The following is a 13,935-nucleotide window of genomic DNA, read 5'->3' on the forward strand; positions in this document are numbered from 1 at the left end:
GCGTCCCCTATCCTCGTCCCGGACACGGGGGTGGGCACGGTGACAGTGGACGAGACGAAGCGGCCCGCGGTGCTGCTGGCCGACGACGACGTCGCCATCACCGCACAACTGGGGCCGCTGTTGGAACGCTCCGGATTCGACGTCCGGATCGTGCACGACGGTGCGGCGGCGCTCACCGCCGCCGGCACCGCGCCGACCCCGGACGTGATCGTCCTGGACGTGCTGATGCCGCTCCTCGACGGGCGCGAGGTGCTGCGCCGCATCCGGCGCTCCGGCGCGTGGATCCCGGTCATCCTGCTGACCCAGGTCGGCGAGTCCACCGAGCGTGCCATGGCCCTGGAGGAGGGGGCCGACGACTACCTCAACAAACCGTTCGACCCGTACGAACTGGTGGCCCGCATGCGGGCGTTGTTGCGCCGCTCCGGACGCGGACTGCCGCCCCTCGCCGGCGCGCGTACGCTCCGGGCCGGTGATCTGCGGGTGGACCGGACCGCCCGCCGGGCCTGGCTGGGCGAGCGGGAGTTGACGCTCACCCCCAAGGCCGGCGCACTGCTGGACTACCTGGTCACCCACCCCGACGAACTGCTCTCCCGCGAACGGCTGATGGAGGTGCTGTGGGGGTGGGAGTCGGCCAGCACGACGCGGGCGGTGGACAATCGGGTGGCGGAACTGCGCCGGGTGCTCGGCGACGACACCGCGGCGCCGCGCTGGATCGAGACGGTCACCGGCGAGGGATACCGCTTCGTCGCGCGCGTCGAGGCGGCCGAGTGAACCGCCGCCGACGCATCGTCCTGCTCGGCGCGGCGGTGGCGGCCTACCCGGCCGCCGTGACGGCCGCCGCCGTCTTCGCCGACGACCTGCGCGTCTACGTACGCTTCGCCCCCGCCCTGGGCGTGGCCGTGCTCGGCCTGCTCGCCGCCGGCACCGTCGTGCTGGTGATCGGGGCACGCCGACGGGTTGCCGAGGCCGCGGAGAGCGCCCGCGCCGCCGCGGCGGCCGAACACCACCGCTTCCTGCGCCGGCTGGACCACGAGCTGAAGAACCCGCTCACCGCGATGCGCCTGGGCCTGGCGAATCTCGCCGCCGACGGGGACACCGGCCCCGACGGTCCGCTCGCCGGCGTGGGGGAGCAGGTCGCCCGGCTCGCCCGGATCACCGGCGACCTGCGCAAGCTCGCCGACATCGAATCCCGCCCGCTGGAACGGGTGGCGGTGGACGTGGCCGTACTCCTCGACGCCGCCGGCGAGACCGGCCGCGACCTGCCCGGCGGGGCCGACCGGCGGATCACCGTCTCGGTCCCGCGTGTGCCGTGGCCGCTGCCCACCCTGGCCGGCGACCCCGACCTGCTCGAACTGGCGTTGGAGAACCTGGTCGGCAACGCGGTCAAGTACAGCGACCCGGGCTGTGCGATCGAACTGCGCGCGTTCGAGGAGGACGGCTACGTGGTGGTCGAGGTCGCGGACACCGGACGCGGTATCCGTGCCGACGAACTCCCGTCCGTATGGGAGGAGTTGGTTCGAGGCAGCGACGCGCGCGGCACTGCGGGCAGCGGCCTGGGGCTGGCCCTGGTGCAGGCCGTCGTGCTGCGCCACGGCGGTCGTACCGAACTGCGCAGCCTGCCCGAGTCGGGCACCGTGGTGCGCCTTCGGCTGCCCACGTCGTGAGGGTGTGCCGGAACCGGGTACCCGTGTCGCAGATCCGGTAGATGGTTGCCACACCGTAGCGACGAACGTTCCCTAACGTAGTGGGCACAGGCCGAACCGGCCCTTCGGAACCGGCCTTTCCACATGGGGGAGAGAACAGAGATGCGTATTCGTACCGTGCTGCCCGCGATCGTGCTGACCGCCGGCGTCGTCGTCGGCGCCACCGCCTGCGAGGCGGGCGTGGAGAAGAAGGACAAGACCGCGCCCGCCACCACCGCGCAGGGCACCGGGACGCCGGCGCCGTCCTCGGCGAGCGAGCGGCCGAGCACTTCGACCACGGCGAGCACGCCGGTGGCGCCCAAGCCCGGCAAGACCGGCAAGGCCGACACCTCCACGCCGGCCGCGCCGATCACGCCCAAGGGGAACGACACGATCGTGATCTCCGGCAGCGGCGAGAAGCCGACCACCGATTGCACGGGCCGTGACGTGCGGATCGAGGGCACCACGATCGCACTCACGCTCACCGGCTTCTGCAAGAGCCTGACCGTGGTGGGCGGCGAGGGCGACAGCATCGAGGTGGCCTGGTTCGACAAGATCACCGTCTCCGGCACGAACCACCTGGTGATGTACGGCGTGAAGTCGGACGGCACCGTGCCGCAGATCAACGACAACGGGCTGAGCAACCGGATCACCAGCAGGTGAGGGGAGCGGGCGGCCGCGATGGTGGGGGGCGGCCGCCCGCCCGGGAAGGCGTTCGGCTCGACGTATTCGGCGTTCTCTCTTCGGAGGGACGCCGTTTCGTCTTTTCCGGGGATTTCGCTTTCTGATTTCCTGGAGAAAAGACGAGGAAACGTTTCTCTCAGGAATTGATACAGGCGGTAGATGTTTGTTCGTGCTCGATTATGATCGAGTGTGATCGTCGGGTCAAGGTCGTGAGCTGGTGTAATACCGCACAGTCAGAGATCGAACACATACAGCTACGCTGGATCCGGGCCGTCGGTGTCGGAACCGAACGGCTCTGCCCTGTGTACGTTCCGGATGGGTTCCGTTCACGGACGGTTCATTCCGTCGATTCCGCTCCCCTGCGGTTTTCAATTCCGCCGCGGCGATATCCCGGCCGGAAAAAACGTCACCGCACGATGATCCACGCTCCACCGAAAGGAACGACCCGCGATGCGTAGCCTTCACACCGGTCACCCCCGAGTACGCCGTCGCCGCCTGGCGACCCTCACCGCGTTACTCGTGTGCGTGGCCACTGCCTGGATCGCCTCTCCGGCCGCCACGGCGGCCCCCGCCGCCGGGCCGGTGAGCCCGGCCCTGGTGACCACGACCGCCCACCCCGGCAACCAGGTGGCGCTCACCTTCGACGACGGGCCCAGTCCGCAATTCACCCCCCAACTGCTCCAAGTGCTGAGGAAGCACCAGGTCAAGGCGGTGTTCTGCCTGGTCGGCGAGCAGGTCGAATGGCAGCAGGCGCAGGTGCGCGCGATCGTCGCCGACGGCCACACCCTGTGCAACCACACCTACCGCCACCGCGACCTCACCACGGTCCCCCCGGCCGAGATCGAGGCGGACATCAAGCAGACCAACGCGCAGATCCGCGCCGCGGTGCCCGGTGTGGACATCCCGTACTTCCGTGCGCCGTACGGCAATTGGGGCCAGTCGCCGGCCGTGGCCGCGAACCTCGGCCTGCGTCCGCTGAGTTGGACCCTGATGCCCGGCGACTGGGAACTGCCCGGCGCCGACGTGCTGCTCCAGCGCCTGCGGGACGGCATCACCCCGACCGGGGTGGTCACCCTCCACGATGCGGGCGGTGACCGGCAGCAGACGGTGGACGCGGTGGACCGACTGATCCCCGAATTCAAGGCCAAGGGCTGGAACTTCGACCTGCCGGCGCGCTGATCGCCACCCTTGCGAAGGTCCGGTTCGGCGCCGAGCGTGAGCGGGCACGCTCGGCGCCGAACCGCCGCCGGCCGGCGGTCCCAAGGCTCAACGCGCGGCGCGCTCCGCCGTCGCCCGGATCCGCAGCGCCGTCGGGACGGCGATCAGCGCGAGCAGGGCGGTGAGGCCGAACGTGACGCCGAGGGCCGTGCCCAGGCCCGCGCCGTGCGCGTGGGCGACGGCGACCGCGCCGCCGCCGAGGCCGCTGAGCACGGCGATGGCGAACGTCTGGGACAACTGCAACGCCGCGCCGGTGCGACCCTGTTGGTCCGCCGGGGCCTGGGCGAGCACCGCGGCGGACGACGCGTTGTACGCCACGCCCATGCCGAACCCGCCGATCGCCCAGCCCAGTACGGCCACCAGCGGCGGGATCCGGTCCACCAGGACGGCGCTCGCCAACACCGCGATGCCCGCGCACAACACGAAGCTGCCCAGCACGGCGTGGGTCGGGCGCAGCCGGGCACCGTGCCGGTCGTCCCAGCGGGCCTGGAGGGCCGATCCGGCGACCCAGGTCAGCGCGCCCGCCGACAGCCCCAGGCCCGCCTCGATGGTGCCCAGTCCGCGCAACTCGGTCAGCCCGAGCGGCAGGAAGGTGTCGGCGCCGAAGTAGGCCCCCGCCAGCAACCAGCGCATGGCGACGCCCGCCGGCAGCCCGCGTCCGGCACGGATGGTCCCCGGCGGGGTGAGCGCGCGATAGGCGAGCACGGCGACGACCGCGCCGAGTACCGCGAGCACGATCACCGGAACCAACGCCGTGAACTCGAACGCCGCGATCATCACCCCGGTCCCGGCCGCGAGCACCAGGCTCAGGGCGAGATCGGGCAGCCGCCGCAATCCGCGCCCGCGCGCCGCGTCGCCGGCCGCATCCGCGCTCTCGGCCGGTTCGTTCCCGGATCCGCCCAACCCGCGCAGCGCCGGCAGGGTGAGCAGGGCGGCGAATACGACGGGAATCGGCAGCAGCAGGAACAGCGCGCGCCACGAGAGCCGATCGGCCAGCGCGCCGGCCACGACCGGGCCGACCAGCGCGGGCAGGGTCCAGGCGGAGGAGGTCAGCGCGACCATGCGGGCCTGGAGATGGTCGCCGTAGGCCAGGCCGATCACCAGATACGCCAGACCCATCACGGCGCCGACGCCCAAGCCCTGGACGAATCGACCGGCGACGAAGACCCACCAGGTGGGTGCGGCCCCGGCCAGTACGCAGCCTGCGGCGAGGAGCGCGAGGGCCACCGCGAGGGGGCGCCGGGGGCCGAGTCGGTCGCCCGCCCCGCCCGCGACGACCGCGCCGAGCACGCCGGCCAGCATCAAGGCGGACAGGCCCCAGCCGTAGGACTCCAGACCGTCGAGGCCGCGGGCGATGCGGGGCATGATCGCGACGACGCCCATCGCCTCGAAGGCCACCAGACCCACCGAGATCAGCAGACCCAGGGACAACGCGCGGTGGTCGCGGTCCCAGATCCCGGCCCGACCCGGGGACTCCGGGGGAGGAGCGGTCTTCACCGGGGGTTCGGGGGTGCGATCCGCGTCGATACCCGCCGGGTGCCGGCCCGTGTGGGGATGCGGTTCGAGTTCGCGTTGCCGTTCGGCTGCCAAGGTCGGCTCCCGGGTCGAGTCCATTTATGTTCCGTTCCGGAACAGAACGATATTAGACCCGATCTATACTCGTGACCATGGCCACCTTCGATGTGCGATCGATTCCGACCGGTCGCGGTCGCCCCCGCGACCACCGCATCGACGAGGCGGTCCTCGCGGCCACCATGCGATTGCTCGAGGAGGGCGGCTACGCCGACTTCACCCTCGAAGGTGTCGCCCTGCGGGCCGGCACCACCAAACCGGCGATCCGCCGCCGCTGGCCGTCCCGCCGGCACCTGGTGATCGACGCCCTGGTGACCGCGATGGGCGAGGCCCCCACACCCGACACGGGATGCACCCACTGTGATCTGATCGTCGGGATCGCCACCCTCACCACGGCATTCGCCGGACCGGGCACCCGGCGGGTGTGGCCCGCCCTCGTCGCGGACCTGGCCGCCGATCCGGCGCTGGCCGAGACGTTCTTCGCCCGACTGTTCGATCCGCGCCGCGCCGCGACGGCGGCGGCACTGCGGCGGGGGATCGCGCGCGGCGACATCCGGCCGGACACGGACCTGGACCTGCTCCTGGACCTGCTGGCCTCCACCACCTACTACCGGGCGCTGTTCGGCCACCTGCCGATCACCGACACACTGGCCGAGGACATCGTGATGATCGTGATGTCCGGCGTGGCCACGGACACCTGGCGGGCGGAACACGAGCGTCCGCACACGCACGGCTGAACGCCCGGGCGCGGCGGGCGGTGTGTGTATCGGATTGCGTGGTGGGCGACGAGCCGCCGCTACGCGGACTTCTCGTGCGGGGGTTGCCGCAGGACCACGATCGGCTCGGCGCCGTCGGTCACCGTGCGCTCGTTGATCACGACCTTGGCCACGTCCGTGCGTCCGGGGATGTCGTACATGATCGGACGCAGGACCAGCTCCATGATCGCCCGCAGTCCCCGGGCGCCGGTGCCGCGCACGATGGTCCGGTCCACGATGGCCTCCAACGCCGAGCGGCTGAACTCCAGTTCGACGTCGTCCATCAGGAACGACTTCCGATACTGCTTCACCAGCGCGTTGCTCGGCTCGGTGAGGGTGCGCAGCAACGCGCTCCGGTCCAGGCCGGTCACCCGCGCGACGATCGGCAGCCGGCCGACGAACTCGGGGATGAGGCCGAACGCGATCAGGTCGGCCGGCATGACGCCGGCGAACACGTCGCCGTCGGGGACGGCGGACCGGATGGGCCCGGCGGGCGGTTCGGCGGCGAAGCCCATACCGCGTTTGCCCACCCGTTCGTCGATGATGCGCTCCAGGCCGGCGAACGCGCCCGCCACGACGAACAGTACGTTCGTCGTGTCGATGTGGATGAACTCCTGGTTGGGGTGCTTGCGTCCGCCCTGGGGCGGCACCGCGGCGACGGTGCCCTCCAGGATCTTCAGCAGCGCCTGCTGCACGCCCTCGCCCGAGACGTCGCGGGTGATCGAGGTGTTCTCGCCCTTGCGGGCGATCTTGTCGATCTCGTCGATGTAGACGATGCCGGTCTCGGCGCGCGGAACGTCGTAGTCGGCCGCGCGCAGCAGTTTGAGCAGGATGTTCTCGACGTCTTCGCCGACGTAGCCGGCCTCGGTGAGGGTGGTCGCGTCGGCGATGGCGAACGGCACGTCCAGCATCTTCGCCAGGGTCTGGGCGAGGTAGGTCTTGCCACAACCGGTGGGCCCGAGCAGGAGGACGTTGGACTTGGCCACCTCGACCGCGCCCGCGCGGTGGTCGCCGGCCCGGACCCGCTTGTAGTGGTTGTAGACGGCGACCGCCAACGTGCGCTTGGCGGCGTCCTGTCCGATCACGTAACGGCCGAGGAAACGGTGGATCTCGGCCGGGACCGGCAGGTCGCCGTTTCGCGGCGGGTCGGGGTCCGGGACCGGCTCCTCGTCGATCAACTCGTTGCACAGGCCCACACATTCGTCGCAGATGTACAGGCCGGCGGGTCCGGCGACGAGTTTGCGCACCTGCTTTCGGGTCTTCGCGCAGAAGGAGCACTTCATCAAGAATTCACCGTCGCCGATGCGTGCCATGACCTCGGACCCGTCCCCTCCGGCGCGCGGCCGAATGTGCGCCGTGCCGGCGTTCGGACCCGGCCGGCGTACGTCAAGTGGTCGCAACAGATGGTCTCACCATCCGGATAGTACGATACTTTGACCGTCGGGGAACGGCGGAACGCTTGGGCGGGGGCGTCCGGACAGGGAGAGCGATGGCCCGGCTGAGCAGGGCGCAGACGCAACAGCGCACGCGGGCCCGGGTATTGGCCGCCGCTCGCGCCGAATTCGCCGAATTCGGCTTCCGCGCCGCCCGGATCGACGCCATCGCCGAACGCGCGGCCCTCACCCGCGGCGCCGTCTACTCCAACTTCCCCGGCAAACGTGCGCTCTACCTGGCAGTGTTGGCCGAACTCGCCGAACGTCCCGGCGAGTTCGCGTCGGCATCGCCGGACACGACCATGCGCGAGGCGTTGGGCGCGCTCGCCCGGACCTGGGTGGCGCGGCTGCCGCACGCCGACACCGATCCGCACGACCTCGCCCGGCTCGGCTCGGACCTGATCCCCGAGGTGCTGGCCGACGAGCGCATGCGTCTGCCGTACTCCCAACTGATGAACCTGGACGCGCTGTTGGTGGCGCTCGCGCTGGAGGGCCTGGACCCGCCCGAGACGGTACCCGGGGCGCCGCCGGCCCGGCGGGTGCGATTGGCCGAGACGGTGCTCACCGCGCTGCACGGGGCGAGCCAAATGGCCGCCGTGGCACCGGGGTTCGTCGAGCCGTTCGACATCGTCACGGCCTGCGAGCGGTTGGCCGGGCTGCGCCTCGGCGACTGGTGGTCGCCGCCGGCCGTGGTCGCGCCCGCGCATCGGGTGGACGAACGTTGGGCGCCGCCGCCGGCGTTCGACCTGGTTCGGGCCGCGCCCGCCGACCTGCTCGACGACGGTCTGGTGGCGATCCTGGGCCTGCACCGACTCGCCGCTGCCGAGCAGTCGGTACGCGCCACGCCGCCCGGCGCGGCGGTGACCGTCGTCATGGTCACCGGGGACCCGCGGGAGTTGACCCCGCTGGCCCGGCTGATCCTCGCCGAGTTGTGCGACTGCCTGCGGCGGGCGTTCCCGCGCTCGGCCTGGCCGCGGCTGCGGGTGGTATGCGACGAGTCGGGCGCGGTCGCGGCGGCGGCCGGGGTGTCCGCGGTCAGCGACGCGACCGAGACGGCGATCCGCATCGGAGCCGGCCGGATCCTCGCCCGGGCCGAGGGCTCCGGCGCCTGCCACGCGGCGGCATCGGCGGTACCCGCGCCGACCCCGTCCGCCACGGGCTGACCCCCGGCCCGGTCGCCCCGAACGACCCGGCGCCGCCGGAGGGTCAGCGCGGGCCGTGCGTGTGCAGGTACAGCACCGCACCGTCGCCGAGGTCGCCGCGTGCGTTCATGTCGCGCAGGGCCGCCAACGCCTTGGCGGTGTAGACCGGTTCCAGCTCCGGGCCGCCGATGGTCCGACTGTCGCGGATGACGCGTTCGGCCTCCGGTGTCGGATGCCCGTATCCGGTGCCCAGCCAGTCGCGGGTCGTCGTCACGTCCTCGGGACGCGGACCCGCGACCCTGAAGTCGCCGGTCCGCTTGCGCAGCAGCCGCGCGGTCTTGTTCGCCATCCTGGCGATCCGCTCGGAATCCGCGCGCAGTTGGTCGTTCACCACGACTCCCGTCACGCGGGTGCGCAGGCCGGCCAGGCGCAGTCCGAGGGCGAGCCCGGCGGCCGTGCCCCCGCTGCCGACCGGGAGCACGACGTGCGACGGCTCGGGCAGTTCGCCCGCACCGACCTGCGCGGCGATCTCCAGGCCGCACTCGACGTACCCGAGCATCCCGACCGGTGACGAGCCGCCGGGCGGCAGGACGTACGCGGGCCTGAACCGCCCGCCGACGAAGCGGCCGTGACGCAGGATCAGCCACGGCGCCGACAGGCGGGTGCGGCCCTTGGTGCGGGTGCGGTGAATCGTCGCACCGCAGGCCTCGAGTTGCTCCGACCGCAGGCGCGCATGCTCGTCGAGCGGCTGGTCCGCCAGGGCGAGCGCGACGCCGAGCCCGTGCGCGCGGGCGAACCGCGCCGTCGCCAACCCGTGGTCGGTGCCGAGCGCCCCGAAGGTGAGGACGGTCGGCGAGCGCCGCGCCAGTGCCTCGGCGATCACCCACTCCAGCTTGCGGACCTTGTTGCCGCCCCAGAGATCGCCGAACCCGCTCTCGTCCTTGATCCACACCTCGGCCGCGCCGTCCGCGAGCCCGGTGAGCCGGCCGACGGGGGTGGGCCGCTCGCCGAGCGGGAGGTGGCGGAAGAACGGCGCATCGGGGTCGTGCGAGGGAAAACGCTCGTACAGCAGCGGGGTGTTCACGGTGTCCAGCCTACGGATCACCGGGCGCCGCGATCGGCGTGTGGATCTCGGGGAGGGGTGCATAAAGGGGCAGTCCGGGGGTTAGCTTAGGCTGTCCTAACAAGCACGAGATCTTCGGGCTGTACGACACTGCTCTCGCTCGGTGATGCTGCGTAGTTCGTTCGTTACCGACTGTATGGTTGGCAAGAAAGAGGTCATCGATGTCTCTCCGGTTCGAGGGCAGGATTCGCCGCCGATTCGTGGCGCCCGTCGCGGCGGTTGCCATGGCGCTCGTGCTGGGTGCCTGTGGATCGAAGGACGACAAGGACGACAAGTCCGCCGGGACCGACCGTCCCGCCGGCTCCGCGGGAGCGCCCGCCGCCGACGTTCCCGGGGCCTTCCCGGTCAGCATCAAAAGTGCCCTGGGCACCGCCACGATTCCCAAGAGGCCCGAGCGGGTCGTGACGCTGGGGCAGGGCTCGGCGGAGACCTCGATCGCGTTGGGACGGGTCCCCGTCGGCATCGAGAGCTACGCCTGGGGCAGCGACGGATCCGGCTATCTGCCGTGGATCCACGAGGCGGTCACCAAGTCCGGCGGCAAGCTGCCGAAGCAGTTCAAGGGCGGCGAGGAACTCGACATCGAGGCCGTCGCCGCGCTGGAACCGGACGTCATCCTCGCGCCCTGGTCCGGCATCACGCAGAAGCAGTACGACCTGCTGAAGGACATCGCGCCCACGGTCGCGTACCCGGACAAGGCCTGGAGCACCGACTGGGACCAGCAGATCGACATCGTCGGCAAGGCGCTCGGCCAACCGGACCGGGCCAAGGAGGCGACCGCCAAGATCAAGCAGCAGTTGGCGGACGCGGCGGCGACCCGGCCGAACTACAAGAACGTCACCTTCTCCTACATCTACACCACCGGCCCCGGCACGCTCGGTGTCTTCAAGCCCGAGGAGCAGCGGGTCTCCGTGGTCTCCTCGCTCGGGCTCAAGGTCGACCCGATCGTGAACACGTTCCCGGAGACCGACGGCACCGACTCGGCGGTCATCGGCCTGGAGAACGCCGACAAACTCGCCGCCAGCGATGTCGTCTTCACCTTCTACACGGACGACAAGACGCGCCGTGAGATCGAGGCCCAGCCGCTCTACGCGTCGATACCGGCGGTCAAGCGCGGCGCCGTCGTGGCGAGCAACGACAACCCGTTCGTCACCGCGTCGTCGATGATCAACCCGCTGACCGTGCCGTGGAGCATCCAGCGCTACCTGCCACAGATCGACGCCGCGGTCGCCAAGGCCGGCAAGTAGCCCCGACCCGACCGACGCGCATGAAAGCCCACAGCGCAGTCGCCGACGGCGGCTCCGGAACCGACACGGCAACGGGCCACGCCGCCGCCGCCGCGACCACCGGCGTCACCCGGCGCGGCGGCGGGACGCCGCGGACCACCACCCTCCTTGCCGGGTGCCTCGTCCTGCTGCTCGTCGCGCTTTTCGCGAGCGTGATGTTCGGCAGCAAGACGACGTCCTTCGGGGACGTGATCGACGTGCTCACCGGCAACGGCGACCCGTACCTGACGACAGTGGTCGAGAGCCGCTACCCCCGGACCGCGCTCGGCGTACTCGCCGGCGCGAGTCTGGCCGTCGCCGGCACCCTGATGCAGGGCGTCACCCGAAATCCCCTGGCCGACCCGGGACTTCTGGGCATCAACGCCGGTGCGGCGGCCGGCATCGTGACCGGCACCGCCTTCGCCGGCGCCACCGGCAGCTGGGCGGCCCTGTGGTGGGCGCTGCCCGGCGCGCTGCTCGCCGGCGGATTCGTGCACGTCCTGGGCGGGGGCGGCACGGGCGGCGGCACCGTGCGCCTCGTGCTGGCCGGCGCCGTGTTGTCCGCGGTGCTCGGCGCGTACATCCAGGCGGTCGCGCTCAGCAAGCCCAAGGTGTTCGACAGCTACCGCTACTGGGTCGTGGGCGCACTGGGCGGGCGCGGGTGGGACGTGTTCTGGTCGGTGTTGCCGCCGGCCGGCCTCGGGCTGGCCGCCGCGCTCCTGCTCGGCTCCGGGCTGAACGCCCTTGCCCTGGGCGACGAGTCGGCCGCCGCGCTCGGCGCCAATCCGGCCCTGTTGCGTGCGGGCGGCCTGGCCGCGGCCACCGTCGCGAGCGCCGCGGCGACCGCCGCCGTCGGGCCGATCGCCTTCGTCGGCCTGGGGGTTCCGCACATCGTGCGAGCGATGGTGGGCACCGACTTCCGGCGCCAGATCGCCTTCTCGGCCCTGCTCGGACCGGCCCTGCTGCTCCTCGCCGACGTGCTGGGCCGGATCCTGCTCCGCCCCCAGGAGTTGATGGTCGGCGTGGTCACGGCCTTCGTGGGCGCGCCGGCGCTCCTGGTCGCGGTACGGCGGATGCGGGTGGCGGCATGAGCACGGTCGAGACCGAACCCGACGGTGGTGCGGCCACGTCGGGCGAGGTGCGTCGCCCGCGCGGCTACCTGCGGATCGGGAACGCGGTCGCGCTGCCCGTGCGCGGCGTCACCGTGCTCGCGGCGATCGTCGTGCTGGTCCTGACCGTCGCGGCGGCCGTCGCCACGCTGACCCTGGGCCGACTCGGGATCGCGCCGGACGACCTGCTGCCGGCGATCTTCGGCGGTGCGGAGGGCAGGGAGAAGTTCGTCCTGAACCGGCTGCGCGGGCCCCGGCTCGTGGTCTGTCTGGGTGCGGGAGCGGCGTTCGGGCTCTCGGGCGCACTGTTCCAGACGGCCACCCGCAATCCGCTGGCCAGCCCGGACGTGATCGGGCTCGCAAGCGGCGCGGGCGCGGGTGCGGCGATCTTCGCGCTGGCCATGCCCGGCGGCGCGCCCGTGTGGCTCGGCGCGCTCCTGGGCGCGACCGGCGCGATGGGCATCGTGCACCTGGCCACCGGCACCGGCTTTCGCGATCCGGGGCGGCTGGTCGTCGCCGGGATCGGGGTGGCCGCGATCGGTACCGCGATCACCCAATACGTGGTCTACGTCGTCGAGCGGGACAAGGCGAGCGCGCTGAGCGCGTACGTCAACGGCAGCGTCGCGGCCCGCTCCTGGGACGACGCCTCGACCATCGGCCTGGTCCTGCTCGTGGTGGCCGTCCCGGCCGTGGTCCTGTCCCGGCACCTGGATCTCGGCGAGATGGGCGACGACGTGGCCCGCTCGCTCGGCGGCAACCCCGGCCGGGCCCGAACCTGTGCGGTGGTCCTGGCCATCGTGCTGTCCGCGGGTGCCGTCACCGTGGCCGGCCCGGTCGCGTTCATCGCACTCACCGCGCCGCAGATCGCCCGCAGGCTGACCCGCGGATCCGGCCCGCACCTGGTGCTCTCCACCCTGGTCGGGATGCTGCTGCTGACCGTCGCCGACCTGGCCGCCCAGCAACTGCCCTATGTCGAACCGCTTCCCGTCGGCATCTACACCCTCGCCTTCGGCGGGGCCTACCTCGGATTCCTGCTGACCCGCGAGTGGAGGAGTGGTCGACTGTGACCGCCGAACCGGCCCCCGCGCCCGTCGGGCTGAGCGCCCGCGACGTGACCCTGTCGTACGGCCGGACCCCGGTGGTCGAGGGCGTCGACCTCGACCTCCCCGACGGGGGCCTCACCGTGATCGTGGGCCCCAACGGCTGCGGGAAGTCCACGCTGCTCAAGTCGTTCGCCCGGGTGCTGCGTCCCGTCGGGGGCACGATCACCCTCGCCGGTCGGGACGTACACGCGCACCGGGGGCGGGAGTTCGCCCGCAAGGTGGCGCTGCTGCCGCAGAGCCCGATCGCCCCCGAGGGCATCACGGTGCGCGGCCTGGTCCGCCGCGGCCGGCACCCGCACCACACCCTGCTGCGCCAGTGGTCCCCGGACGACGACCGCGCGATCGCCTTCGCCCTCGACCGCACCGGCCTCGCCGACCTGGCGGACACCCCGGTGGGCGACCTGTCCGGCGGGCAGCGGCAACGTGCGTGGATCGCGATGGTGCTCGCCCAGCAGACCCCGGTGATCCTGCTCGACGAGCCGACCACCTTCCTGGACATCGCGCATCAGTACGAACTCCTGGAGCTGTGCGCCGAGTTGAACCGCGAGGGCCGCACGATCGCGGCCGTCCTGCACGACCTCGACCAGGCCGCCCGCTTCGCCTCGAACCTGGTCGTGATGAAGTCCGGCCGCATCGTCGCCGAGGGCCCGCCCGACGCGGTCCTGACCGCCGAACGTGTCCACGACGTCTTCGCCCTCCCCTGCGACATCACCCGGGACCCGATCACCGGAACACCCAAGGTCATTCCGCACACCCGCACCCAGCGCAGCGGTCCGGGCGTCATGCCGAACGGCGGTACAGCCGCACGGCCTTGACCATGGCGACGGCGCCATCCGGCCGCCGTCTTCACGG

General features: G+C 71.9%; 13 protein-coding genes. 10 read left to right on the forward strand and 3 right to left on the reverse strand.

Features of this window, described 5'->3' with window-relative positions; all coding sequences use genetic code 11:
• Window positions 1-39: 39 nt before the first annotated feature.
• The 4 genes from B4N89_RS30200 to B4N89_RS30215 all read left to right on the forward strand — a co-directional run bounded on the left by B4N89_RS30200 (window position 40) and on the right by B4N89_RS30215 (window position 3,545).
• The gene (locus B4N89_RS30200; protein ID WP_235618852.1) at window positions 40-771 is read left to right on the forward strand and encodes a response regulator transcription factor; all 732 of its coding nucleotides are present in this window, start codon (window positions 40-42) and stop codon (window positions 769-771) included.
• A complete protein-coding gene (locus B4N89_RS30205; protein WP_078978923.1) occupies window positions 768-1,664 on the forward strand; it encodes a sensor histidine kinase in 897 nt (298 codons plus the stop codon). The genes B4N89_RS30200 and B4N89_RS30205 overlap by 4 nt, the downstream gene beginning before the upstream one ends.
• Window positions 1,665-1,805: 141 nt before the next feature.
• Window positions 1,806-2,345, forward strand: coding sequence for a DUF3060 domain-containing protein (locus tag B4N89_RS30210; protein WP_101897216.1), 540 nt, complete (start codon window positions 1,806-1,808; stop codon window positions 2,343-2,345).
• A gap of 471 nt (window positions 2,346-2,816) precedes the next feature.
• Window positions 2,817-3,545 (forward strand): polysaccharide deacetylase family protein, encoded by a 729-nt coding sequence (locus tag B4N89_RS30215; protein WP_078978925.1) that lies wholly within the window; start codon window positions 2,817-2,819, stop codon window positions 3,543-3,545.
• Between the two features lie 87 nt (window positions 3,546-3,632).
• On the opposite strand, the gene B4N89_RS30220 is transcribed toward B4N89_RS30215, so the two are convergent.
• Window positions 3,633-5,198 carry an MFS transporter gene (locus B4N89_RS30220; protein ID WP_235618853.1) on the reverse strand — a complete coding sequence of 522 codons (1,566 nt, stop codon included), beginning with the start codon at window positions 5,196-5,198 and terminating at the stop codon, window positions 3,633-3,635.
• Window positions 5,199-5,251: 53 nt separating this feature from the next.
• Here B4N89_RS30220 and B4N89_RS30225 point away from each other — a divergent pair, with 53 nt between their 5' ends.
• Window positions 5,252-5,893, forward strand: coding sequence for a TetR/AcrR family transcriptional regulator (locus B4N89_RS30225; protein WP_078979746.1), 642 nt, complete (start codon window positions 5,252-5,254; stop codon window positions 5,891-5,893).
• 59 nt (window positions 5,894-5,952) lie between these two features.
• Here B4N89_RS30225 and clpX read toward each other — a convergent pair whose 3' ends face one another.
• Window positions 5,953-7,224 carry an ATP-dependent Clp protease ATP-binding subunit ClpX gene (gene clpX, locus B4N89_RS30230; RefSeq protein ID WP_078978926.1) on the reverse strand — a complete coding sequence of 424 codons (1,272 nt, stop codon included), beginning with the start codon at window positions 7,222-7,224 and terminating at the stop codon, window positions 5,953-5,955.
• A gap of 176 nt (window positions 7,225-7,400) precedes the next feature.
• Here clpX and B4N89_RS30235 point away from each other — a divergent pair, with 176 nt between their 5' ends.
• On the forward strand, window positions 7,401-8,507 hold the full coding sequence (locus B4N89_RS30235; RefSeq protein WP_078978927.1) for a TetR/AcrR family transcriptional regulator: 1,107 nt from the start codon (window positions 7,401-7,403) through the stop codon (window positions 8,505-8,507).
• A 43-nt stretch (window positions 8,508-8,550) separates the two neighbouring features.
• On the opposite strand, the gene B4N89_RS30240 is transcribed toward B4N89_RS30235, so the two are convergent.
• A complete protein-coding gene (locus tag B4N89_RS30240) occupies window positions 8,551-9,570 on the reverse strand; it encodes a 1-aminocyclopropane-1-carboxylate deaminase/D-cysteine desulfhydrase (protein WP_235618854.1) in 1,020 nt (339 codons plus the stop codon).
• Between the two features lie 200 nt (window positions 9,571-9,770).
• On the opposite strand from B4N89_RS30240, the gene B4N89_RS30245 reads away from it, so the two are divergent.
• From B4N89_RS30245 to B4N89_RS30260, 4 genes are read left to right on the forward strand one after another with little or no spacing between them, the layout of a single operon-like run.
• A complete protein-coding gene (locus B4N89_RS30245; RefSeq protein ID WP_078978929.1) occupies window positions 9,771-10,853 on the forward strand; it encodes an iron-siderophore ABC transporter substrate-binding protein in 1,083 nt (360 codons plus the stop codon).
• A gap of 20 nt (window positions 10,854-10,873) precedes the next feature.
• A complete protein-coding gene (locus B4N89_RS30250) occupies window positions 10,874-11,962 on the forward strand; it encodes a FecCD family ABC transporter permease (RefSeq protein ID WP_078978930.1) in 1,089 nt (362 codons plus the stop codon).
• Entirely contained in the window at window positions 11,959-13,047 is a 1,089-nt protein-coding gene (locus tag B4N89_RS30255) for a FecCD family ABC transporter permease (protein WP_078978931.1), read from the forward strand. The genes B4N89_RS30250 and B4N89_RS30255 overlap by 4 nt, the downstream gene beginning before the upstream one ends.
• Window positions 13,044-13,898 (forward strand): ABC transporter ATP-binding protein, encoded by an 855-nt coding sequence (locus B4N89_RS30260; RefSeq protein WP_201260940.1) that lies wholly within the window; start codon window positions 13,044-13,046, stop codon window positions 13,896-13,898. Before B4N89_RS30255 ends, B4N89_RS30260 begins: the two co-directional genes overlap by 4 nt.
• The last annotated feature ends 37 nt before the right edge of the window (window positions 13,899-13,935 follow it).

The sequence above is a fragment of the Embleya scabrispora genome (assembly GCF_002024165.1).
Classification (GTDB): domain Bacteria; phylum Actinomycetota; class Actinomycetes; order Streptomycetales; family Streptomycetaceae; genus Embleya; species Embleya scabrispora_A.